16 protein-coding genes and 7 pseudogenes are annotated in these 23,143 nt (G+C 57.6%); 10 read left to right on the forward strand and 13 right to left on the reverse strand.

Translation table 11 applies throughout. The annotated features are described in order from the left end of the window. Positions 1-222, forward strand: a pseudogene (locus NKJ01_RS32755) (IS701 family transposase); the annotation flags it as partial. Between the two features lie 268 nt (positions 223-490). Here the strand turns inward: NKJ01_RS32755 and NKJ01_RS32760 are convergent. The 6 genes and pseudogenes from NKJ01_RS32760 to NKJ01_RS32785 all read right to left on the reverse strand — a co-directional run bounded on the left by NKJ01_RS32760 (position 491) and on the right by NKJ01_RS32785 (position 6,347). Continuing rightward, a pseudogene (locus NKJ01_RS32760) lies at positions 491-1,521 on the reverse strand (IS110 family RNA-guided transposase). Positions 1,522-1,653: 132 nt separating this feature from the next. Next, positions 1,654-2,769, reverse strand: a complete 1,116-nt coding sequence (locus NKJ01_RS32765) for an ABC transporter ATP-binding protein (RefSeq protein WP_352734469.1) — start codon at positions 2,767-2,769, stop codon at positions 1,654-1,656. Then, positions 2,750-3,577: an ABC transporter permease gene (locus NKJ01_RS32770; protein ID WP_352734471.1), complete on the reverse strand. Its 828-nt coding sequence runs from the start codon at positions 3,575-3,577 to the stop codon at positions 2,750-2,752. The genes NKJ01_RS32765 and NKJ01_RS32770 overlap by 20 nt, the downstream gene beginning before the upstream one ends. 2 nt (positions 3,578-3,579) lie before the next feature. After that, positions 3,580-4,428, reverse strand: coding sequence for an ABC transporter permease (locus NKJ01_RS32775; protein ID WP_352734473.1), 849 nt, complete (start codon positions 4,426-4,428; stop codon positions 3,580-3,582). A gap of 49 nt (positions 4,429-4,477) precedes the next feature. Beyond that, complete coding sequence (locus tag NKJ01_RS32780) at positions 4,478-5,563, reverse strand: ABC transporter substrate-binding protein (RefSeq protein WP_352734475.1); 1,086 nt, start codon at positions 5,561-5,563, stop codon at positions 4,478-4,480. A 76-nt stretch (positions 5,564-5,639) separates the two neighbouring features. Further along, positions 5,640-6,347 carry an aspartate/glutamate racemase family protein gene (locus NKJ01_RS32785; protein ID WP_352734477.1) on the reverse strand — a complete coding sequence of 236 codons (708 nt, stop codon included), beginning with the start codon at positions 6,345-6,347 and terminating at the stop codon, positions 5,640-5,642. Between the two features lie 484 nt (positions 6,348-6,831). Here NKJ01_RS32785 and NKJ01_RS36575 point away from each other — a divergent pair. The 7 genes and pseudogenes from NKJ01_RS36575 to NKJ01_RS32820 form a co-directional block, all read left to right on the forward strand. Then, a pseudogene (locus NKJ01_RS36575) lies at positions 6,832-6,979 on the forward strand (IS3 family transposase); the annotation flags it as partial. A gap of 239 nt (positions 6,980-7,218) precedes the next feature. Beyond that, positions 7,219-7,369 (forward strand): annotated as a pseudogene (locus NKJ01_RS32795) (8-amino-7-oxononanoate synthase); the annotation flags it as partial. Positions 7,370-7,613: 244 nt separating this feature from the next. Then, positions 7,614-8,236 (forward strand): annotated as a pseudogene (locus tag NKJ01_RS32800) (IS5 family transposase); the annotation flags it as partial. Positions 8,237-8,369: 133 nt separating this feature from the next. After that, positions 8,370-9,400, forward strand: a pseudogene (locus tag NKJ01_RS32805) (IS110 family RNA-guided transposase). Between the two features lie 504 nt (positions 9,401-9,904). After that, complete coding sequence (locus tag NKJ01_RS32810) at positions 9,905-10,576, forward strand: aspartate/glutamate racemase family protein (protein WP_352734479.1); 672 nt, start codon at positions 9,905-9,907, stop codon at positions 10,574-10,576. A 140-nt stretch (positions 10,577-10,716) separates the two neighbouring features. Beyond that, complete coding sequence (locus tag NKJ01_RS32815; protein ID WP_352734481.1) at positions 10,717-11,820, forward strand: IS5 family transposase; 1,104 nt, start codon at positions 10,717-10,719, stop codon at positions 11,818-11,820. After that, a complete protein-coding gene (locus tag NKJ01_RS32820; RefSeq protein WP_352442314.1) occupies positions 11,817-12,161 on the forward strand; it encodes a hypothetical protein in 345 nt (114 codons plus the stop codon). The genes NKJ01_RS32815 and NKJ01_RS32820 overlap by 4 nt, the downstream gene beginning before the upstream one ends. Before the next feature lie 280 nt (positions 12,162-12,441). Here the strand turns inward: NKJ01_RS32820 and NKJ01_RS32825 are convergent, their stop codons facing one another. From NKJ01_RS32825 to NKJ01_RS32845, 5 genes are all read right to left on the reverse strand, one after another. Beyond that, positions 12,442-12,783, reverse strand: a complete 342-nt coding sequence (locus NKJ01_RS32825) for an amidase family protein (RefSeq protein WP_352734483.1) — start codon at positions 12,781-12,783, stop codon at positions 12,442-12,444. Positions 12,784-13,243: 460 nt separating this feature from the next. Beyond that, a complete protein-coding gene (locus tag NKJ01_RS32830; RefSeq protein ID WP_352734485.1) occupies positions 13,244-15,022 on the reverse strand; it encodes an ABC transporter permease subunit in 1,779 nt (592 codons plus the stop codon). Between the two features lie 21 nt (positions 15,023-15,043). Further along, complete coding sequence (locus tag NKJ01_RS32835; protein ID WP_352734494.1) at positions 15,044-16,093, reverse strand: ABC transporter ATP-binding protein; 1,050 nt, start codon at positions 16,091-16,093, stop codon at positions 15,044-15,046. A 285-nt stretch (positions 16,094-16,378) separates the two neighbouring features. Continuing rightward, positions 16,379-17,485 (reverse strand): ABC transporter substrate-binding protein, encoded by a 1,107-nt coding sequence (locus NKJ01_RS32840; protein ID WP_352734487.1) that lies wholly within the window; start codon positions 17,483-17,485, stop codon positions 16,379-16,381. 45 nt (positions 17,486-17,530) lie between these two features. Then, on the reverse strand, positions 17,531-18,697 hold the full coding sequence (locus tag NKJ01_RS32845) for a M24 family metallopeptidase (RefSeq protein ID WP_352734496.1): 1,167 nt from the start codon (positions 18,695-18,697) through the stop codon (positions 17,531-17,533). A gap of 319 nt (positions 18,698-19,016) precedes the next feature. On the opposite strand from NKJ01_RS32845, the pseudogene NKJ01_RS32850 reads away from it, so the two are divergent. Further along, a pseudogene (locus tag NKJ01_RS32850) lies at positions 19,017-19,387 on the forward strand (transposase family protein); the annotation flags it as partial. Between the two features lie 107 nt (positions 19,388-19,494). Here the strand turns inward: NKJ01_RS32850 and NKJ01_RS32855 are convergent. Beyond that, positions 19,495-20,388, reverse strand: coding sequence for a TauD/TfdA dioxygenase family protein (locus NKJ01_RS32855; protein WP_352734489.1), 894 nt, complete (start codon positions 20,386-20,388; stop codon positions 19,495-19,497). Positions 20,389-21,701: 1,313 nt separating this feature from the next. Further along, a complete protein-coding gene (locus NKJ01_RS32860) occupies positions 21,702-22,703 on the reverse strand; it encodes a phosphotriesterase family protein (protein WP_352734490.1) in 1,002 nt (333 codons plus the stop codon). A gap of 100 nt (positions 22,704-22,803) precedes the next feature. On the opposite strand from NKJ01_RS32860, the gene NKJ01_RS32865 reads away from it, so the two are divergent. Beyond that, positions 22,804-23,094, forward strand: coding sequence for a hypothetical protein (locus NKJ01_RS32865; RefSeq protein WP_352734492.1), 291 nt, complete (start codon positions 22,804-22,806; stop codon positions 23,092-23,094). The last annotated feature ends 49 nt before the right edge of the window (positions 23,095-23,143 follow it).

A 23,143-nucleotide genomic window follows, 5' to 3' on the forward strand; every position in this document is an offset into this window, starting at 1 on the left:
GAGGGGCGCTCATGGACGGGCCTGCACCGGCACGCGCTGATGACGATGATCGCCTACGCCTTCCTGCAATCTCGCCGCCTCAAACAAGCGGGAGCGGGAAAAAAGAATCCTCGGCCCGCCGCCCCAACCAAGCCTAGCCGCCATCAGGCAAGCCATCCTCACCGCGCTCGCGCAGCCGCCCCCAATCCGTTGTCCCCACTGCCGCAGAACCCTCTCCGCTAAAAATCTGCCAAAGTAGTGCTTCTGTAATGGGCCCTCGTTCGTCAAGTCCCCTCTGAATGATATCTCATCGCCAGGATCATGCTTCTGTCCGTGGTCAGCGCGAAGGCCGCCACACTATGCCATCAGATCCAGAGCTGACAGGTCAATCTAGGAAGCGTGATTTGCCGAAGCACTCACAGCACTACACACGACCTTGCCAAGCCCTCGTCCCGGCGACGGGACCTCAGGAGAGCGCTGCCGTTTCGGCTCGCTCCGAACGCTCTATCTCCTATGCCATCGCTGCGGCCTTACTCCAGCGGAAATCGGTCGCATCCACCCACATGCGATGGAGCACGACGCCCAACTTGCGGGCAAGGGCCACCTTGGCGCGCTTCATGCCCCGGCGTTTCGCCACGTCGAGCGCCCAGTGCTTCAGGCCCGAGAAGCGGGTTGCCCGCGTCAGCATGATGTGCGCCGCTTCAAAGAGCGCGGTTCGCACCATGGCGTCGCCGACCTTGCTGACACCACCGTCCCGATCGGTCTCACCGGATTGATATTTTTTGGGCGTAAGCCCGAAGTAGGCTCCGACCGTACTGGATTTTCCAAACCGTGTCGGGTCATTACCGCCGAGCGATAGGTGAGCGCAACCAAGGCGCCGACGCCGGGTGTGCTCATCAATCTGCGGCAGACCTTGTCAGCGCGCGCGATCTTCAGCATCTCGCGATGGAGCTTGGTGAACTCGCTCCACAACGCCGTCCGCGCCGCCAGCATCGCACCAATCACTGTCTCCAGAGCGACGTGCCCTGCTGTCAGTTCCCGGATACGCGCCTCAAACCTTCCACGACTGACGTCTCCAACCTTCAGCCCGTAACCGCGCAGGATCCCGCGGATGCTCAGTTCGACGTCGAGAAGCTTGCCTTGCAGAAGCTTGCGTCCAACAAGAAGGGCTCGGCTATCCTTGCAAGTCACCGATTTGGCATGAACCGGGCGGTACCATCCCATCCGCAGCAGTTGGGCGATCCCGCGTGCATCTTTCCGGTCGGTCTTCACCGTCATAGCCGAGAGCGCCGCCTTCACGTGCCGTGTCTCGAGCAAAATCGCATCGCGTCCGGCGGCCACAAGCCTGGCATGCAGCCACTGCGATAATGGCCCAGCCTCGAGCCCAATGCGGATGACAGACAATTCGAGTTCGTCGAAATAGCGCACCAGTGCCTCCGGCGCGCTGGCGATCTTGACCTCGCGGATGATCCTTCCGGTTGCGTCCACAATGCACACGCTGCTCTCTTCCAGAGAGACATCGATTCCCACATAGTGTTCCATGGCTGTTCCTCTCATGATGCTTGGAGCCGATCGCTCGGACTCCGTTCAACACCATCATTCTGAGGGACAGCCACCCAACCTGGCTATGCTCGCGAAGGCCGGCCCATTACGGCATCTAGGCTTCGCCAATGTTCAACTGGGGAACACGAGAACATCGGATGCTGCAAAGCATAGCCGCACGGGTTGTCCCGGCACGACGGTGGGAATCCTCCCGACATTCTTTCGGATTACCTGCAACCGGGTCTCACCCGGTAGGTCGACGACCACATGCACATCGGCCCCCAAAGCCGCCACGTCGACTACGACACCCTCTAAGAGATTCTGGTCTAGTTTATCACTCACAACACCCTGTGTGACGTCCATGAGTTCAATATGTTCTGGTCTTATGCATAGATCAGCACTTCCACGCCGGTCTGTCGGCGCTGATCTCGTCCAAATCTCCATTCCATTGGAAGCAATATAGGAGCTGAGGCCGCCACTTAATCGACCACTTCTGGCTGCGTAAAACCAATTCGATCTGCCAACGAATTCAGCTACAAATTTATCTGCCGGCGTTTTGTAGATTTCTATCGGACAACCGCGTTGAATCACCTTCCCCGCATGCATGACAACGACTTCATCGCCGAGGCTAAGAGCCTCCTCCTGGTCGTGCGTGACGACAATGGTGGTCGCTCCTACTGATCTGAGGATTTCCTTAAGCTCGATACGCAACTCCAGGCGAAGCTTGGTATCAAGTGCGGATAGAGGCTCGTCCAGGAGGACGATTTGGGGGTCAGTTGCCAGCGCCCGGGCAAGCGCCACGCGCTGCTGTTGTCCACCGCTTAGCTGGCTAGGATATCTGGCCTCCATACCGACCATGCGTACAAGTGATAGCATCTGCTGGACTCGAGTAGGTATCATCGGCTTCGGTGTTCCGCGGTAACGCAGTCCGTAGGCGACATTCTGCTCCACCGTCATGTGTGGGAAAAGCGCGTAATCCTGGAACAGGAGCCCAACATTGCGTTCGTAGGGCTTCAGATGGTCAACGTTTTCGCCTGCGATTGCCACAGTGCCGCTGTTCGGCGCCGTAAACCCAGCTATCATGCGTAGCGTGGTCGATTTCCCGCAACCACTCGGCCCCAAAAGAGAAAGAATCTTTCCTCGCTCTATTTCCAAGCTGACGCCATGAACAGCGACAAATTCACCGTATTTTTTAGTGACGTCTTTCAACTCAAGAACATTCATTGAATCAAGCCTTGTAGATGCCATGGCCGATAACCCGCTCAAGACCAAACATGCGATCGAGCACAATCAAAATAACGACAGTTAGCCCCATCAGAAAGACGGCGGCCGCAGCGAGAGTGAGATCGAAGTTCGACCTCATAAGACCTACGAGAGCGACGGGAAGCGGATACGTATTGAAGTCGCTCAAAAAGAGGCTGATTGTTAAATCGTCCATGGAGAATGCGAAGGCAAAGATCGCACCAGCGGCGATACTATTTTTAGCGAGCGGCAACGTTACCGTGAAGAAAGCTTGGCGTTCATGGGCGCCAAGGCTCAATGCAGCTTCACGCAGTGTGGCACTTATACCAGTCAGCCCAATCAGAGTCATTCTGATCGTAAAGGGAATTGTGATGATAAGGTGCCCAGCGAGCATTTTAAGGAATGTCGGCAGCACGTTCACTGCCGAAAATGCCATCAACAATGCAAACCCAATGATAACTCCTGGCAGCACTAGAGGCGATAGGAAGGCCGTCGTGACAGAATCCCGCCATTGCGCAGACATTCGACTGATAGCCAGCGCGGCCAAGGCTCCAATCGTGGTCGCGGCGGCGGTCGCCGCGGTCGCCAGCAAGAGGCTCGTGTGGAGTCCGGACCAGAGATAGCCATTATGGGCGAACTTGGTGAACCACTTCGTCGACAGATTCGGGGGAGGAAATTGACCAAGATAGTCACGCGAGTCAAATGACATGATCACGGTCATCACCACTGGGAGCAGCAAAAAGACTGCCGTCACCGCGATTACTGCCTTTAGGAGTACCCCAAGACCGGCATCTGCGTTTCGCTTGCTGACCATTCTTATGTCCTATCAAGCAACGTTGCAATTCTAGAGATAATAAAAATCATTAGAAGCGATAGGATCATCATGACAATCGATATTGCGGCCCCGCTGGGATAATTCGATACTTCACTGAAGCGACTGTATACAATGTTTGAAATAAACTGCACCCTTCCTCGCCCCAGGATCCAAGGGATGGCGAAAGCGCTTACGCCAAACGTCATTGAAACCAAAAATGCAGAGACGATTCCCTTGATGCACAACGGGATCGTTACCGAAAGATGTGACTCTATTGCCGATGCGCCAAGAGACTGCGCCGCCTCAGTCAAGCGAGGATTGAGATTCAGTATCGCGCCTATCATGATCAGGATCGATATCGGTATCGCATAGTGGAGCAATCCGACGATGATGATGATGTTAATATATGCACTGCCGTTCATGTTGACGCCAAAAAGCAACATGAACGGGGAGAGTATCCCGACAGAACCAAACGTCAATTCGATCGCATAGATCCGAACCAATGCGCTCAAGAACATTAGCCCGATGAGAGCCGAGATCCAGATCTTCCGCACACGCGCAGATGCATTCTTCGCAATATAATAGGCGACCGGAAACGCTATGATGATAGCGATTACCGACGCGAAGAACGCCAACGCATAGGTTTGGCCAAAGTACCTCGCATAGACCGGATCGAAGAATTCCGTATAATTCTTAATGGTAAGCGGAGCTCCCGCCACGGCCCCGATGCGGCCCGGCGTGAATGTGCGAAAGCTCTTCTCAATGACTGTCAATAGCGGCAGCACAAGGGAAAGGAGAAATACTGCTGCCGCCGGAAGCAGCAGGAGTAACTGGGATTTAGACTGTCTCATTTGGACCCCTGGGCCGGCGCGTTTGAGCAGAGATTCTTTCGACTTGCCGCTATAGTAGAGGTTGGATTTCTTGCTCCCAGCGCTTCATCCAAGAATCCGATTGTTCGGAGACATATGACCAGTCCGGAACGTAGGCATATTTATTCATTTCCTCGTTGTTGAATACGAACGGTTTGGCCTCGTCAGGGATCGCCGCCTTGACACTGGCAGGCAGACCTCCCACAAGCCGATTGTATTCGGCGGTGATATCCGGGCTGATGAGAAAGTTCACCAACTTGAACGCGGATTTAGTATTCCCACCTTTCAGCACACACCAGCCTTCCTGCAGGTAGAACGTTCGGAACCCTGTGGTTCTTGGATCCATCCTGTTCAGCAATCGCATTTTGAAGTTACGATTCAACGCCGTATAGGTTGAGTTTGCATTGAAGCTTATACTGGTTTCTCCCGAGCTAAGGGAGTTTGTGACGTCAATATCTGCGTTTGCGACTCGACCAATGTTGCCGCTTCGAGCCAACTCTTTCATAAAGTCCCATGCCGGCTCCATGTTCTTCTCGTCCCCTCCCTTGGAAAGCGCCAACGAGATCATTTGGACATTCTGATTTAGTGTAGGAATCGGAAAGCAGATCTTGCCCTTCAGGCGCGGGTCTAAAAGGTCGTCGATCTTAGTAATTTCGAAGGGAGTGGTATCTTCCCGATAGAACCACGAAAGGCCGGTAACCGTACGTGGGATATTTATGATGTTTCCGGCGCCATCCTTGACGAGCAACTTTTCTGGAACATCGGCGAGATTCGGAACCTTTTCCAGAGTAACCGGCTCCGCCCAGCCCTCACGGGCGACTGTTTGCCACGATACATCCCATCCCGTGAGAAGATCTATGCCGGGGTTTGGCCACATGGCTTTGATCTTCGGCAGAATAGCGGCAGAGCCGCCTGTATGCAGGATCCAATTGACATTAATGTCCGACTGTTTGGCGACAACTGTCTTCATTGCTTCGAAGTAGTCTCCGCCCCATTCAACCACAGTGATCGTCTCGGCAGCACGGGCCCCGGCTATCCGCGCCAGCGAGAGACCAACACCAGCAGCCCCAACCGAAGCTGCACTCTTTAGAAGATTTCGGCGTGATATTGTGAACATGATCGTTCTCCCAATGTGAGTTTCACCGCAGGCTAGGCGCTAGGCTCGACCGAGTATTTTGACGCGCTCACCTCCCTCAGGCCACGGACGCCAAGGTCATTCGGCAGAGGGTCGTAATGTCGTAGACAGGCAGGCCTGTCATTCGCCGAACCGCCGGCGCCGTCAACGGCATTGCCGTGCACTCGAATAGAAAGGCCTTAATATCTGGATGTGAACCGCGGAGTCGCTCGGCGCACGCCAAGACATCTTTTTCTATATCCGCCATATCTGTCGGCGGCGGTGGTCGCATATTCTCATTTCGCACGAGTACGCTATCTTCAATCCCTCCGATGACCACCCTGTCCCGTGCAAACGGATCGGTGATCCCGAGCATATCTTCGCCCAAGTGCTTGGGCTGGGCGACCAGAACGGCGAGCTTAGCGGCGGCCGGCAATTGGCCGAGTAGCGCCGGCAGAAGCAGCAGGCTCGAAGACACCACGGGGACATTCACGGCCGCCGCCACGGCAGCTTGGTGTCGGATAAAGTAGCCACAGTTGGCGCTTATTGCCACCGCGCCGCGCTCTACTAGGCGCTTCGCTGCTGCCACGCAGGCTGACTCCAGCTCAGGCGCGCCAGGAACGACGAGGTCAACCCATGCACCCACAACGGTTTCCGAAATGACGGGAAAATCGTAGGTGGCCGAACTCATCAAGCAGCCGCGTGGCGGCGCCGACGGCATGGCGTCCGCCGCCTCCCCGCGTTCCAGATTGAGAATTCCTAGAGAGCGCTGGGGTTGCGGTGCCATTCAGGACTCCGTTCGCGTTGGTATGTTGTAACTTTAGAAAGATTATCGCGACGTTACGCCGAGATCCGGCGAAAGCCAGCTGGTCGACCGGCCAGCCTTTAGGTTGCCTGCGTCGCTCTAGTTAAGTGATCGCAGTAGACAGCAGGCGGCCGCGGGCGTCCAATTCAGTTTGCAGATTGGGGTCTTCTGGCGACGAGATGACGGCATAAGAGGTAGTAAACTTTCTTTCTCCTAGGGATGTTGCATTTGGCTCGCCGGCAAAGGGACCGCGTACTGCACAAACTAGGTTGCCCGCAAAGATGCCCGACCCTATGCCGCCGGGTCGTCGGGTGGCGGATGAGCCGGAGGCGCATGCCAGCTTCGTGCTCGACGCGCTGGAACAGGCACTACACAAACGACGGCCGCCCATCGGGCCAGCGTCGCGCATCATCGGACAGAGGTTCTCATAGGTCAGCATTCGATACCAAGCGTTTGGGCGAGGTGGTGCATCGATCCCTCCGTCGGCAGGGTGGGCAACCGCTACGATAATGCCCTCGCCAAAACGATCAACGGCCTCTATAAGGCCGAGGTGATCCCTCGACGTGGACCGGCGTTCATTCGAGAGGGTAGAGTTCGCGAAGCTGGAATGGGTGCTCGTACCACTTGGCCTCGAGTGCTTTGATATGCGGCCACAGGGCCATTGCCTTCTCAATGGCGTTTGTACCTACTCCAATAAATCCTAAAGCGTGCTCTGGATCTCTTTTAACGGTGATGCGCGCCCATATCAGCCCGACTTCGCCGCGAGTGAACAACTCTCCACTTGGCTCCGGGAAAGGCCGCATCGGCGCATACCCCCCCGTTGGAGACAAGCGATGGCTTAGCAGGCGGCTAATTGGCCGAACGCTGCGGCGTGACGCCGAGCGGATCGCAGATCCAGCCATTTGTAATCGGCGACGTCAGGCGCACCATGGCGGTCGCTGAGGCACTCCAGGCGCGCGGCTTCGACATGCGCGGCTCGTCCGCCGACCGTGCCCGAGTGCACGTAGCGCCTGCGCATTTCGCTCGTCGAGGTGTTGGCCTCGGCATGACCAAGCGCATCGTCATCACCGCAACAGACTCCGGGCTGGCAAGACGGTGTTTGCGGCAGGGCTCGCTGGGCTGCTCGACAGCTTCTATGGAAACGGCGAAGTTGATGAGGCACGGAAGGTGGCGAATGAGACCATGAAAATGATCTGGGACTACCGATGTATCCCGATCGCTTCTTCTTAGCGAGCCCCTCGCCTCGTCGGGGGCGGGTGGCGATTGCTGCCGAAAGACTTCCCACCCTTTTCAACGGTGCAGAAGTACTTCTATCGCTCGCGTGAGGCGGGCTTGTTGCGGACCATCAGCAACAGCCTCGTCATGGCGGCGCGCGAGGCCGAGGGTCGGGAAGCGAGCCCGACGGCGGGCGTGATCGACAGCCAATCGGTCAAGACCATGGAAAGCGGCGGAATTCGTGGCTTCGACGCGGGAAAGAAGATCAACGGGCGCAAGCGTCACATCGTTGTCGACACCATCGGCCTGATGGTCGGTCTCGTCGTCCACGCCGCTGATATCCAGGACCGGGACGGCGCACCGGCTGCCCTCAAGACCATTCTCGAACGCTGGCCGTGGCTGCGACACGTCTTCGCCGACGCTTAGGGGCGCGATGCAAAAGATCGGCACGTTCATCTTGGAGATCGTCAAGCGGACGGATAAAGCCAAAGGCTTTGAGGTCCTGCCGCGCCGCTGGGTCGTGGAGCGCACATTCGCATGGCTGGGGCGATGCCGCAGGCTGGCCAAGGACTGGGAGAAATCCCACGCTTCCGCAGAAGCCTGGATATACGTCGCTCACATTCGCCTGCTCAACCCGCATGCTCGCCAGAAGTTGATATCAAAACACTCTTTTTGATTCAGATGGGGTGATTGGGGTCTTTGCCGAGCCCGGATAAGGGCGGCTGCTCCTGTCGAGATGTGAGAACGTGGTCGATGTTGATTCGCCACAAACATCGGGAAGGAGCAGCCATGAAGTATTTTGCCGGACTGGACGTGTCTTTGGAAGAGACTGCGATCTGCGTGGTCGAGGAGAGCGGCCGGATCGTCAAGGAAATACGTGCGGCGAGCGAGCCGGAGGCGTTGATCAAAGCGCTGCGCAAAGTCGGGCTTCCGCTGGAGCGCCTTGGCCTGCAAGCGTGCTCGCTGACGGCATGACTTCACGACGGATTGCGCGCCGAAGGCCTGCCGGCGATCTGCATCGAGACACGCCAGGCCAATGCGGCCATGAAGACGATGCCGAACAAGACCGATCGCAACGATGCCCGCGCGCTGGCGCAGATCATGCGCACCGGCTGGTACCGGCAGGTGCATGTCAAGAGCCGGCAATGCCGGTTGTGGCGCGCGCTGCTGGTTGCCCGCCGCACGGTGCTGAACGAGATGCGCAGCATCGAGAATGTTGTGCGCGCCATGCTACGCGAGACCGGCGTCAAGCTCGGTACACCGTCGCGCACCGCCTTTGCTGATCGCGTGCGCGACCTGGCTGGCGCCGAGGTGATGGCAATGGTCGAGCCGCTTCTTGCGATCGTCAGCGTCATGCTGAAGGAGTTCGCCCGCTTGACCAAGCAGGTTCTCCACATCGTCCGCAAGGAGGAAGTGTGTCGGCGGCTGATGAGCGCGCCGGGCGTCGGGCCGATCACTGCGCTCGCCTTCCGCGCCACCGTTGACCGGCCGGAGCGGTTCAGCTCTTCGCGGGCGGTGGGGCGCATCTAGGGCTGACGCCGGCGCGCTATCAGTCGGGCGAGACCGACGTCCAGGGCAAGGTCAGCCGCTGCGGCGACGAACTCGCCCGCACCGCCCTCTACGAGGCGGCGCATTCGCTGCTCGTGAGCTCGAAGAAATGGTCGAGCTTGCGCGCCTGGGGCATGAACATCGCCAGACGCCGCGGCATGGCGCGTGCCCGCGTGGCGGTGGCCCGCAAACTGGGCGTCATCCTGCACCGCATGTGGGCCGACGCAACCGAGTTCCGCTTTGGAAAGGAGTCTGCCGCACTGGCAGCGTGAGCGAGACAGATTAAAGGAGCAAGGAACACGAACAATGCTTTCGCCCGAAAGGGCGATGCCCGGATCGTTCCGTGGGGACGATGGGCGAGGCGATCTCGTTGAGAGTCCTGAACCTGCCGAACCAAGGTTCGCAAGGTCGTGAACCAGATTGAGACGTTTCGCTCTCCTAATCCCATCATGCGGCGGCTCAAGCGCCGACCGCGAAGAGAAGCGAGTGACCCGCGGAACGGTCCGAGAAAAAGTGCAGGAGCACCTTGACCACGACGACCCCAATCAGAGAAGGCTCTCAGGCATGCGCGTTTCCTTCAATTGCGACGCAGCGGCCCAGCACTATCTATATCGGACGCAGATGGAATCCATCTATAGTCGATAATTGGCAGACTCGGCGGATAGGCTAATTTTTACTAAAGCATCGATGGCTGTCGAAAAGCGAGGCCTCGAATCCACCTTGAGAAAGGTTCCTCTATGACAACTCACCCACAAAGAGCCCTCGGAATAATAGGGTTGGACCTCGGGCTGGCGCCCAGTGAAATTTCGCCATGGAGTGCGCAGCGGGGATCGGTTTTTAATCCGAAAACCTTCGACTTCCCAATAATTATTGAGACGGCGGTCGGAGCTTGGGCGGAGAAGGTCATCCCCGGCGATCCCGCTCTCGACACAGCCTACATTGCAGCTGCCCGGCGGTTAGTCGATCGCGGAGCCGTCGCAATAACCGGGGACTGCGGCTACACTATGCGCCATCAAGCGGCGGTGGCTGCATCGGTTAATGTACCCGTGGCGATGTCCAGCTTGCTGCTGGCGCCGACATTGCTCCGCCAACTTCCACCAGCTGCCAAACTCGCCGTCGTGGCCGCTCAGGTAAGATATTTGAGCGAAGATCTGCTTGGGATCGATGATCCGGCCGAACGTGCGAGGATCATCATCGGCGGCATCGACGGCAGCAAGTTGGTGCAGAATGAGAACACGCGACCGCCGGCACACACTGACGTCGCTGACATTGAGACAGACGTTGCTGCGTGCCTCGCGGAACTCCGCTCGGCGCATCCGGAAATTGGCGCAGTGCTGTTTGAATGTACATTATTCCCGCTGGTCACGCCAGCAATCCGCCGTATTACGGGACTGCCCATTTATGACACCGAAACGCTTTATCGGATGACGTTCGCAGCCGTCGCCTAACCGCTAGCGAGGCTATCCTAATCTAACTCGTCAGGTCATGTGTGAGCTTAAAGAGAAGGGCCTAGCAGGCTGTTGAAAAAGGGCTCGCGACAGTCTCAGGTTCGCGATTCACTCTGACCACGAAGAGGTGGGAGTGAATCGTGCGGGGTGGTGACGGACAGACGGGCGAACTGTTCAGCTACGTGGACCTCGAGGCTCGGGTGCGGCGCGATCATCCATTGCGCCGCATTCGGGCGATTGTGAACGAGGCGCTGGCAGCGTTGGAGCGGGAGTTTGCGGCGTTGTACTCGCCGATTGGGCGGCCGTCGATCCCGCCGGAGAAGCTGCTGCGGGCGATGCTTTTGCAGGCGTTCTATTCGATCCGCTCGGAGCGGCTGTTGATGGAGCGGCTGGAATACGACCTTCTGTTCCGCTGGTTCGTCGGGATTGGCGTCGACGATGCGGCCTGGGATCATTCGGTGTTCTCCAAGAACCGTGACCGGCTGCTGGAGGGCGACATCGCTGCAAAGTTCCTGGCGGCGGTGCTGGCGCAACCCAAGGTGAAGAAGCTTCTGTCGACGGATCACTTCTCGGTCGACGGCACGCTGATCGAGGCCTGGGCGTCGATGAAGAGCGTCAAGCCGAAAGACGGCCCAAGCGGTGGTCATGGCGAGCCGCCTGCAGACGGCGGCGGACGCAATGCGGAAGCGGACTTCCACGGCGAGAGGCGATCGAACGAGACGCACACCTCGACCACCGACCCCGACGCCAGGCTCTACCGCAAAGGGCGGGGCAAGGAGGCGAAGCTCTGCTTCATGGGGCATGGGCTGATGGAGAACCGCCATGGCCTTCTGGTCGACGCCTGCCTGACGTTTGCCGACGGGCATGCCGAGCGGGTGGCGGCCCTGCACATGATCGAACCGCGAGCGGAGCGGCCACAGGCGATCACGCTCGGCGCCGACAAGGCCTACGACGCGGAAGACTTCGTCAATGAGCTGCGCTCGATGAGAGTGACGCCGCATGTAGCGCAGAACACGAGCGGCCGTAGTTCGGCGATCGACGGGCGCACGACGCGGCATAGCGGCTATGCTGTCAGTCAGCGTATTCGCAAGCGCATTGAAGAGGCGTTCGGCTGGATCAAGACGGTCGCCGGACAGGCGAAGACGAAGTTGCGCGGCCGCGACCGCGTCGGATGGGCCTTCACCTTCGCAGCCGCCGCCTACAATCTCGTGCGGTTGCCGAAGCTGCTGGCGGTGCCGACATGATCGCACCTGCCGGCTGTCAACTGATCGGCCGCTGGCGGATCATCGAAGCTGACCTGTGGGATCGCGGCTATCTCGACCTCGGCGGACCCGCCACGATCACCATTGGGGCCGACAACCACGGTGAGATCGCCTTTGGCGCCCTGCAAGCCGGCCTCGATCTCGGGTACGGGCCCTCAATGGTCTTCTTCACATGGGCCGGCTTCGATGAGATGGACGAAGTCACCGGCGACGGCTCCGCAGAACTGCTCGACGACGGCTCGATCGACATCACCTTCGCCTATCGCAACGGCGACGAGGCTATCCTCAAGGCCAAACGTGATCCTTCTTCAACAGCCTGCTAGAGCACGTCCGCTGAACGCGGAGTCGGAATTTTGGGACGAGCACATCTCGGTGTGATTCCCTGCCTTCGGATCAGGAGGTAGGGATGGCACCAGCATTGAGCGAGGACCTTTGCGCCGCGGCCACTCCGCCCAACATCAAGGCCAAATAGCCGAACCTCAGCATATACCTGCTGACCGGGTGGGATGTTTCGTGGCAAGTCATCGCGCGGGAAGGCTGCGCGGAGCTGGTCGCGCTGGAAAAGGTTCAGAAATCTTGCCGAATTTTCACAAAAGCTGGAGCTCAAGGACAGCGCAGCGGCGCACAATTCGTCGAGCCTAACGTCGCAGCGCTTCCGCAGCTGTTTTCTGCCCGAACCTTTGGTCGCCTTTTGCTCCATGGTCTGGCTTCCTCCAGATCGCGTGCGATACGAACTAGTGTAGCCTCGTGGCCAAAGCGACCGACGATCTGAAGGCCGATCGGCAGGCCGCTGGTACTTTGCGCCAAAGGTAAGGACACCGAAGGTTGTCCGGTGTTATTGAACACTCCAGTGTACTGACAAACTGCGGCATCCGCTTCTATGAATTCCTCTGCGGACAGCGTCGAGTGGGTAGTGCTGTAGATGCCACCATGGGCAATGGCCACGTGGGTACCGTGGGGGTCAGCAAGATGTCGAACGCTTGGATCCCCTCGCCCACGCGGAACCGCATCCTTTGTAAGGCCTCGTGTGCGTTCCCCGCTAGGCTACTTGAAGTCCGGCCATATTCATAAAGCTTCCCTGCCAAGCGGCTTCGCTGCTGCTGCTGCTGGTCTTGTCTCGCTTCCGTGACGCGTCCGTGATTCGACGTCACGGACAGAATCACGGCAGATTCATACGGGGCAATAGGCCCGCCGACGATGTGGGTAATCGAAAGCCAGACCGGATGGGTACCACGGCGGCGAAGTATCGGCGAGCGCAGCGAACCGCTCAACCGCTCCTGCAGGCGCGGATGTCGCGCAACAGTAGGACAGAATCGAGTCCGGCGTAGATCTCCTGCAGACGGGCAACCGGCGGATTGTCGCGAATCGCGGCAACTAGCTGCGACGCAACCTGAAGGCCCGCAGCTCAAGTCGCAAGTTCGGCGAGCGAGTGGTGATCTCGCGGCCGGGACCGCCACCAGGTTAGATAGAGAACGATGAGCCAAAGCAAGGGCACAAGCATTAGTAGGGACGACACCGCGGCGATCGTGGGATCGATCTGGTTGCGTATGTTCTCATACATTTTGAGCGGGAGGGTACGGATCGAATACCCGCTAATCAACGATGTTATGACGAATTCGTCGAAGGAATGGAGGAACGCGAACACGGCACCTCCCACTATGCCCGGCCGAAGCAGCGGCAGTGTCACCCTCATGAAGGTCTGCAGGGGTCCGGCACGCATGCTTTTAGCTGCCTTCTCAAGCGTTCGGTCAAAATTCGCCAGCGTCGCCGATACGATCACGACGACAATGCCAATGGCACCGAGGCTTTGGGCCAAGATGACCCCAGTTTTCGAACCTATCAGTCCGAGATTGACCAGCCCGAGATAGGTCGCGATGCCGACGACGATGACGGGGATGGTGACCGGAGTCAGAATCGTCATTGTCAGGAAGCTGCGTAGCTGAGGATGGGTGCGGTTGAGGCCATAGGCCGCGAGCGTTCCGACGATAGTCGACAGAATAGCCACCGCTACGCCGATCTGGATGCTGGTCCAAGCGGCGCCATTCCAGGACGGATCGCCGAAGAAGGTGCGGTACCATTGCAGCGAAAGGCCCGAGGGCGGGAATTCCAGAAAAGTCCCGGCACTAAACGACATGACAATGACGATGAGACCAGGAGCATGAAGGTAGACCATGACGAGCAATACGAACACCGTGCCGACGATGTTCGACATACGGCTGTCATCTCCTGCCTGGTAGAGCTGGGTCGTCCAAAGCTTCGCCCGATAGGGACTGGTAGACTCATTAAAATAGCGTTTCAGCATGCCCAATATGGGTAGCCGCACAACCCAAGACTTCCGCGCTGGTGTCGCCGCGCGTCCTTGGGTACCCGCGAGGTCGAGCCCTAGCACGGAAAGCACGGCGACGGCGATGGCAAGGAGGATGAAGGCTGAGGTGGCGATTCGTGAGCTGTTGAAGGAGCTTGCGACTTGCCCCGCGATAAAGTTAGACAGCATGGCATCACGCAACCCGCCGAGGGCAGCTGGCGTTACGTAGAACCCCAGACAGAACACGAAGACCAGCAGTGAGCCACCGCGCACGCCTGGCAAGCTGAGCGGGAAGAACACCCGCCAAAAAGCTGTGAGCGGCCGCGCGCCCATACTGCGCGCCGCCGCCATCAGCGACCTGTCGATGCCCATCATGGCGCTAACCAGAGGCAGGATCATCACCGGCAGCATGATGTGTACCATGCCGATATAGACGGCCATGGTGTTGTAGATGAGCTGCAGTGGGCTGTGGATCACCCCGAGGTGGAGCAACAGATTGTTGATCACGCCGCGATCGCCGAGAATGACAATCCATGCATATGTACGAGCCAACCCACTGGTGAGATAGGGGATGATGACGAGCACAATGAGGATCATGCGCACGCTCTTCGAGGCGGTCACGATCAGATAGGCCGTGGGGTAGCCGACGATGAAGCAGATGACGGTGGCCACGACGCTCACTTCGATGGTCTGGAAGAGTACGCGGACGTTCGCGGGCTGGCCGAAAAACTCATAATAATTGGTTGCCGAAAAGGCTGGCGCATTGATGCTGGTCAAGAACAGAAGGATGATCGGTATTCCGAAGACAACCAGCAAAACGGCGAGAGCAGGCCCAGTGAGCAAGGTGGGCATTCGGCCCAATTTTTGAAAAGTCTTCATCAGGTCTACGCTCCTGGTGTGCTACATCGCGACAAAGCGAATGTCGGACCGCAGCCAGTCGAGGCACACCCCGTCGCCGGGTCGGAAGATTGGCTGCCCTGCGGCGACATGTTCACGCACGATGAAAACGCTGCTCCCTACGCGCACATGGTATTTCCGCAAGGGGCCGGCATAAATCATATCGTCGACGGTGCCGGTGACGGACTGGCGTTGGTCTGCATCGCTGCGCTTCCGCGCATCAGGAGCGACAATGCAAATACGTTCGGGCCGGATCATAGGCACAGTGCCAGAGGGCTGAGCTGCATCGGATTCAATCTTGAAGTTGGGATTTTCGAGGATATTCGCCTCGCCAATAAATTTTGCCACGAAGGATGTTGCCGGCCGGTCATAGAGGGCCTCCGGGCTGTCGGTCTGCTCGATTCGCCCAGCGCGCATAACGACGATGCGGTCCGATAGAGTGAGCGCCTCCTCCTGATCGTGCGTAACACAGACCGTAGTGATGCCGAACTCTTTGTGCAGGCTGTTCATCTCGATCTGCATCTGCTCGCGGAGGTTGCGATCAAGCGCGCCAAGCGGTTCGTCGAGCAAGAGGAAGGGCGGATCTGCGATTAGCGCGCGGGCAAGCGCCACGCGCTGCTGCTGGCCGCCGCTCAATTGCGACGGCATGCGGCCGCCAAGATCATTAAGGTGCACACGCTCCAGCATGCGGCGGACCCGTGTTGTCCTCTCAGCAGCGTTTATGCCGCGCATTTCGAGCGGGAACTCCAGGTTCCGTGTCACCGTAAGATGCGGAAACAGCGCATAGCTTTGGAACACAATGCCTTGGTCGCGCCGATAGGAGGGCACTGCGGCGACAGAGCGCCCAGCGATCAAGATATCACCCGCAGTCGGGGCCTCGAAGCCGGCGAGCAGCATCAGGGTTGTAGTTTTGCCCGAACCGCTCGGACCGAGAATGGTCAGGAACTCTCCACGACTAACTGTCAATGACAAATCTCTGACCGCAGTGATCTTCCCGTAAGTCTTAGTGACGCTGCAGAATTCAATCTGCGGCAGAACCGGACTTTTCTCCAACGTGTCAACCTCTGCATGTGGGACGGGGGATGCATGCGTGTTCACTGTTGTTCCTCCAGCACGATCCGACCGCTGACGGATACTATTATTTTGCCGTAGCTGCTGCCGCCCAACTTGAGTGGAATACACGGGACACCCCTGCGCCTGCCAGTTTTCGGCGCCGTTATGCGCAATCCCCAAGTTTGCCAAAAGGGGATAGACTTTGGTTGGATCCATTCATCTCGGGGTCGGCAAGCCGAGCGACGTGACCGTTTGCTGCCAGACTAACTCCAGTGGAATCCAGGTCTATTGAAGAACCCATTCGTTCCAGCGCTGAATGAGCCGTTCGGTGTTCGTCAGGCCATCAGGCCCGATATCATTATACCAGTGTCCATTAATGAAAACGCTGCTCTTCATGTATTCAGGATAGGTAGGAAGTTTGCGGGCGACCTTATCCGGAATCAGCTTGAAGGCGTTACGGTCGGTTGGACCTTCGGGGAACAGCTGCGAGAATGCCGCCTGGCGGTCAGCGCGAGTAACAAATTCGATGAACTTCTGCGCGTTCTGCACATTGGCCCCCCCCTTGGGGATCACCCAATAGTCCCATTGTAGCTTTGCATGATTCCGATTGATCTCGGCTGGTGCACCCTGGTCGATCAGAAGAAGCGCGCGCCCGTCATATGACTGCGCGACATCAACTGCCTTATCATGCAACATTTGCTGGATCTCTGAGCCCGTGCCCCACCACTTACGGATATGCGGCTTGATCTTATCTAGGCTAGCGAAGATGCGATCGATGTCCATCGGATATAGTTGATCGGCGGGCACGCCATCAGCCAGCAGAGCTTCCTCCCAAGGCCCTTCCGATCCGTACTGCCCTGACACCATCGTTCGGATGCCCGGAAACTTTTCGACATCCCAGAAATCGGCCCAGGTTACGGGCCTCGGCTTGCTGGCAGGAAACCATTCAGTATTGTAAACCATGTTGTACGAATAGATGAGCGAGGCTATGCCGAACGATTGCTTGGCAAATTCAACGATGCCGTCTAGCTCTTCCTTTTTGTGAATCGAATAGTCGATCTGCTCGAGGAGGCCTTTTCCCGCTAAGGTTAGGGCATAACTTTGCCCTACATAGCCAACATCAAGCGTAACGTTGCTCGATTTCACCATCAACTCAATCTGGCCCATGTTTGCATCCTCGGTGATCGGAGTCACCTTGATACCTGTCTCAGCTTCGAATGGTTTGATATAGGCCTCGATGGTGGCTTTACCCACATCGCCGCCCCCCACCGTCACCCTTAACTCCCCCGATGACTGCGCCGAAGCCCGGCGAACGACGGAGGACAGTGTGCCGACCGCCATTGCCGACGACGTCGCTTGCATAAAACGCCTGCGATTTATCCAAAAGCTCATTTTAGGTTCCCCCTTTTTAGTGGCCTTGACTGAGGCCGGCCGAGATCATGCGCGATAGAGCGTGGGTGGTGTTTGGCTCAGTAGTTCCGCGCCACGCTCTGTCACTAGGACGTGAGCGGCAGCCCCAAAAAGGTAGCCGTTTTCGCTGCACAATATATTTGGCATGTGCAAGGTCATGCCGGGTTTCAGGATATCCTCCGCGCCTGGCTCCAAGCTCAGGTCACCACGTTCAGTCCAATTAATACCAGTCTGGTATCCGGTTCGTTGGCGAAAGACTCCCTTTCTCCCAGACCGCTTCAGCACCTCACGACCGGCCGCGTCGACTGTCGCAGCGGAGGTGCCCGGCTTAACTGCGGCAACGAGGACGTCAATGACCTCCTCGGCCAAGGTATGTAGAAACTCAGCCTCAGGATGTCGGCCAAGCACAGCGCACCGGACCATCCCTACGGTGTATCCGTGTTTTGATGCACCAATTTCCAGAAAAGCCGGCTCGTTATTACTAATTGGATGCCGAGATGCGGGGGCATGCGGCAACTTCGTCCGTTCCCCGAACAAAATGGTACCGCCAGAAAGCCCAACTTCCCCGCCAGCGTTGCTGGCCTCTGCCCTGATGGCCGCGGCCATGGTCGCCGCCATCTCCAGTTCGGTAATACCTTCGCGTAGCGAGCATTGGAACGTTCGCACTGCCAGGTCAGTCATGCGCATTGCATCTCGCATGCACTGGAGTTCTAGCTCGCCCTTTACCGCTGCCACCGAAGAAACTAGCCGAGTCGCATCAGCGATCTTTAAGCCGGGAAGCTGCGCCTGAAACGCATTGAAATCTGCCACCGCGAGGTTCCAGCAGCCAAGCTCGAAACCGATCCTCTTGCTTTGCAAGCCATACCGACGAAGGACGTCGGCACACACTTTCCCAAAATCTTGCTGGTTGGCATAAGTAACTATCTCATCAATACAACTATACGAACGAACCGCTTGTTCATCATACTCTCGGACAACAAATATTGGCGACCGACCGGGCAGCATGATCAAAGGAAAGGGTGCGAAGTATCCACCACTGCCATCATACCCGCTAAGATACCGAAGATGGCCATGGGCAGTCACTACAAGTGCGTCTAGCCCCGCGCTCGCCATTGCCGCCAGCACGTTGAGCTGCCTGCGCTCGTACTCGGATTTCGGGAACGGGATACCCGTCAAAGGAATAGCTGAGGACATCGTCGCCACATCTCACCTCAATGATTTGTCATGCTTTTGTTCGGTTGCGCAACAGTACGCATCCGACCGATGTTCGAAGCCGTCGCTTAACGTACCAAGCTTTGGTTCAGGCAAACGTTCAACCGTCCTAGCGGTTTGCGTCAAATGCAGTTTCTCTATAGTAGGCTTCTGGCGGCGAGATGCAGCTAAGTGTGAGCTTTGCGGAGGGTGACCATTGGGACTGAAGAGAAGACTTGAGTTGCGAGGCTCAGCATCCATCGGAGGGTCCGAATGAACAGGCCACAAGAACGCCCGTCTCACGCCGCTGCGTCGAGAGGAGATGGCGGCTGTCGGTGATAGAAGGCGCTTTTCCGAAGCCCATGCGGTGCGCGTTCTACCGCGTAGCGGCCAAGATCGTGGCGCGCTGCGTCGAGCGCCAAGGCCGAAGGGCGGGCCGGCATGGCCGACCGTTCCTCGCGATATGCCACAGGCCACTGCTGCGTCGTCGACGAGCGCGTCGTGGCGCTGCGGCGTCGCCCATGAGGTCGGCGTCTCGCTTACCACCGTCAGCCGGGTTCTCAAGCGGTGCTGGCTGTCGCGGCTGAGCGTTATCAAGCCGGCGGAACCGGTCCACCGGTACGAGCGCGAGCATCCCGGCGAGATGATCCATATCGAATCAAAAAGCTCGGCCGCTTCAGTCAAATCGGCCATACGACGCCTCCGGCCTCCTTCTCACAAATCCTGCCCGACGAGAAACAGGAGAAGCCATCGCCTTCCTCCTCGTCGCTCTCTCCTCGTCCGACACTAGGGGGTTAGTTCTAAGTTTCGTTAGGGGTCAGTTTCTCATTTCGCCCGACGAACTTGAAACGCGCAACGCTGTACCGGCCGTCCACACTGACAGGCACCTCGCCCTCAATGGTCGCGCGACGAACGACGCGGCGTTGGTCGCCGCAATCATTGGTTGCACAATGCATCGTTGCTCGATTGTCCCATATCGCGATATCACCCTGCTTCCACTTCCAGCGCACCGTGTTTTCCTGCGCGGTGACATGAAACTCAAATACATCGAGTAGCCTTTGGCCGTCATATTTGGATATGCCAACGAAACGCGTTACATAAACGCCGAGCACAAGCGTGCGCTCCCCGGTCTCGGGGTGGACGCGTACGACTGGATGCTCTGTCTCGATTATCGGTCCAGTATGGGGCTCGGTAGAAGACCTGAGATAAGATCCGGGGAAGCTGTGAACAGCCCAGAGTTCGTTGGCAAGCCGTTGCAGCGGCAACGGTAAGTCGAGATATGCGGCCGCGGTGTTTGACCAGACGGTGTCGCCGCCGACTGGCGGGATCACAACGCCTCGCAGCACCGCGATCTTGGGATAGGCGTCCATGCAGGACCAATCGATATGCCAAACGTAAGCCCCGATATCGCCACGTGCGGAATCAATGTCGAAAATGGGCGTCGTTCCCTCCGGATACAGCGAGGGCTTCCCGAAACGAAGAGCAAAGCGCTCCTGCTCAGCGTCGTCGAGATGACCCTGGTCGCGGAAGAAGATGACCTTGTGCTCAAGCACCAGGCCGTTTATCGCAGCGATGGCTTGCTCCGGCAAATCGGCCGACAGCTTTATGTTCCTGATTTCAGCCCCGATGCGCGCTGTGCATTTAACAACATCGGTAGGTGGAATAAAGTCATCGATCAAATCCATTTCACTCATAGCGGCATTCTCCTTTTTTCGATGCAAAGCTATCCAACCGCGAACAAAGGGATTGGTGGCATTGTACCAGATCGATCCAACGCACGATTCTTCTATCGCTCATCGGAAGATCTCTTATAAAATGTCACTCTGGGGACCGGACGACGGTCCAACATTCTGAATTAGTGACACTCTTCCGATGTAATACTTCAAATCTCCGCCTGCCCTTTCCGCCGCGTGAATCGATGATCGGGGCTAACTTTTCTTAGAGACTGGTTTCGAAATTCGCTCTGGCGAGTCATATGGTGGTGGTTTAGAGAACCGTAGCGCAGCGGACATTTGGTCCGTGAGAAACGGAAGCGCAGAAAACGCCATCAGATGGCCGCCGGAGTAGAGTTTCCAAAGGTCTCTCAGAAGAAGCGCGCCAACCCGGCGCTTTGCAAGCACTTCCACATTCTGTGGTGTTATCCTTTGATTGGGCATTACGGCCAGAGGCTCTCCCGGGCTCGAACTCGATGGTTAAGCTTGCAAACTGTTGTCTCCTGTTCGCTGGTGGCTAGTGTTACCGTGTCTCCATTTGCACCGCACCCTACCACTCCTAGTGGGTTGATTTCACCCGGGCGAGATCGGCGCGACGTCTCGGCTGATGTCATGGCACTGAAAAGGTGCTGTCACATTGCGGTAAGGAAATTGAGGTAGCAGCGCGCCTGGGAAGCTCATCATCTCCTACCTCGTCAACCTCGTTCCGCGTTTCAAGATGTTCACCCCCGACGGCCAGGAATGGACGCGCCGAGCGCTGGACACCGTGCCCGCCGAGGGGACTGTTCACCTCCGGTCGCTCGATGCGGAACATCGCGAGACCAATGGAGAGGTCCTCATTTCGGCTTAGGACCCGATCACGCCGCCGAAGCTTCTCCTATTCGACCTCAACGCCGCGGCGCCTCTCGGCGCTCCAGTAATCCTGAAGCGCGACGCGGAGAATTTCGACACATCCGGGCTGGTGGTCACGCGCCACGAGGCAGTCTCGACCGATGGTGAGATGATCCCCTATACGCTTCGGTCCGGCGAACGGGAACGGGGATGCCCCGGTACCTCACCGCCCACGGCGGGACGATGGTTGCGGCGACCTCGGTCAAACGGCTGACAGCAGTTCATCTGCATATCATTGGAAACGTGGAGGCGCCGGACCCGAACATCATCATGAGGCATTCGACCTCGGAAAGGACCATGACCCCGGCGGTGACAATGCGTGATCCGAATTGACAACTACCCGCAATGACACTTGCCTCAAACCCCCTGACCCTCGCCTTCAGCTTTGACAGCGAACATGAGAGCTATTTCAGCGACCTTTTCGGCAGAAACTCACCGGAAAAGAAGCGTCGCGGGTTGTCCTCCAGCATAGATTCAATGTCCGACTGGCAGACACCTCGGGCGTGCAGCATCGGGATAAAGTCGGTAAACAAGTAGGTGTGGGCCTGATAGAGTCCTTGTGACTTGAGGTATTCCATTTTTGCAATATACTCGGCAGTGACGGGTTCAGTGAACTTACCGAGCCTACAGTAGGTGCGGTCCATGCTCATCAGGATCTGCGTGCGAAAGCCGTTGCGCACAAGTGTCGCTATGTTATCTGCGCGGACGTCGTCCGGTCGATAGTAGAACGATCCGATTTGATCGAAGCCGATGTAAGAGCCAGCATCGACAATGCGGCGATGATACGCGGGATCGGTGTTACAGCAGCTATGGCCGATCAGGCAGCGATGGGCGGGGACCCCGCCAGCCGCAAACAGTTGCTGCTGTTCTGGCCCTGCGCAGCCGTCTGTCGTGTGAGTTATGATCGGTACCCCGGTTGCTTTATGGGCTATGCAAGCGGCCTCAAGGAACTTCTTCTCCTGCGCGCTAATAACGGGCGCGCCAGTCGAGACCTTAATGGCCCCGGCCTTCACACCGGTATCGCCGATGCCGTGGGTGATCTCGCGAACGTAAAGCTCTGCGATCTCATCGACGGTACGTGCGCGCCAGTAGATGGGTAGCCCCAGTTCCTCGTAGTAGAACCCGGTGGTGCAGACAATGTGCACGCCGGATTTCTCGGAAACCTCCGTCATCGCTTTGACGTCACGGCCGAGTTCGATCGGACAGGGATCAACGAAGGTGTTCACGCCATGCTCGGTGCGGAGTTTCACCAGACGTCGACCTGCCTCCCCGATGAATTCCGAACGGTCGAATTTTACGAGCGGATCGAACTGAGTACCAGGAAAGGCGATGAACAGATGCTCGTGCATAAGTGTGCGACCCAGACTCTCGACAGGGATCGACCCTGTTACTGTCTGAACCCTCATGGCTTGGTCCTCTCTAAAAGCTACACGTTGCTTTGCTAGATGGTGTGCTGCTATGCTAGGAGTAGTTAGTCGGCCCCGCCCCTATAACTGAGAGCATCTCATGAGGCTCCTCGACGCATGGGCCGCTTGGACGCAGATGGGACCATATTTCAGTGCCCGTCAAACAGAACAAGCGCTCTCTTATGTCATTGCTATGGGCCCTTCGTTGTCCCGTGTCGCGGATTTGAGCGTGATTCGGCTTTTTGGCCGACCCTCAGACCTCAGTAAGTTACTGTATTCACCGGTCTATGATCGCAAAGAGTCTGTAAATTTACTTGAAGGTATTGTTTCAACGTTCTCGTTTGAAAAACCTGCTGATTGTGATTTTTCGTGGAATGAGGACCCTGTTTGAGGGGTGATTTTCGTCCAAACGGGGCTCTGACTCACATTTGATGATTTTC

This window comes from Mesorhizobium sp. M0276, assembly GCF_040321755.1.
Classification (GTDB): domain Bacteria; phylum Pseudomonadota; class Alphaproteobacteria; order Rhizobiales; family Rhizobiaceae; genus Mesorhizobium.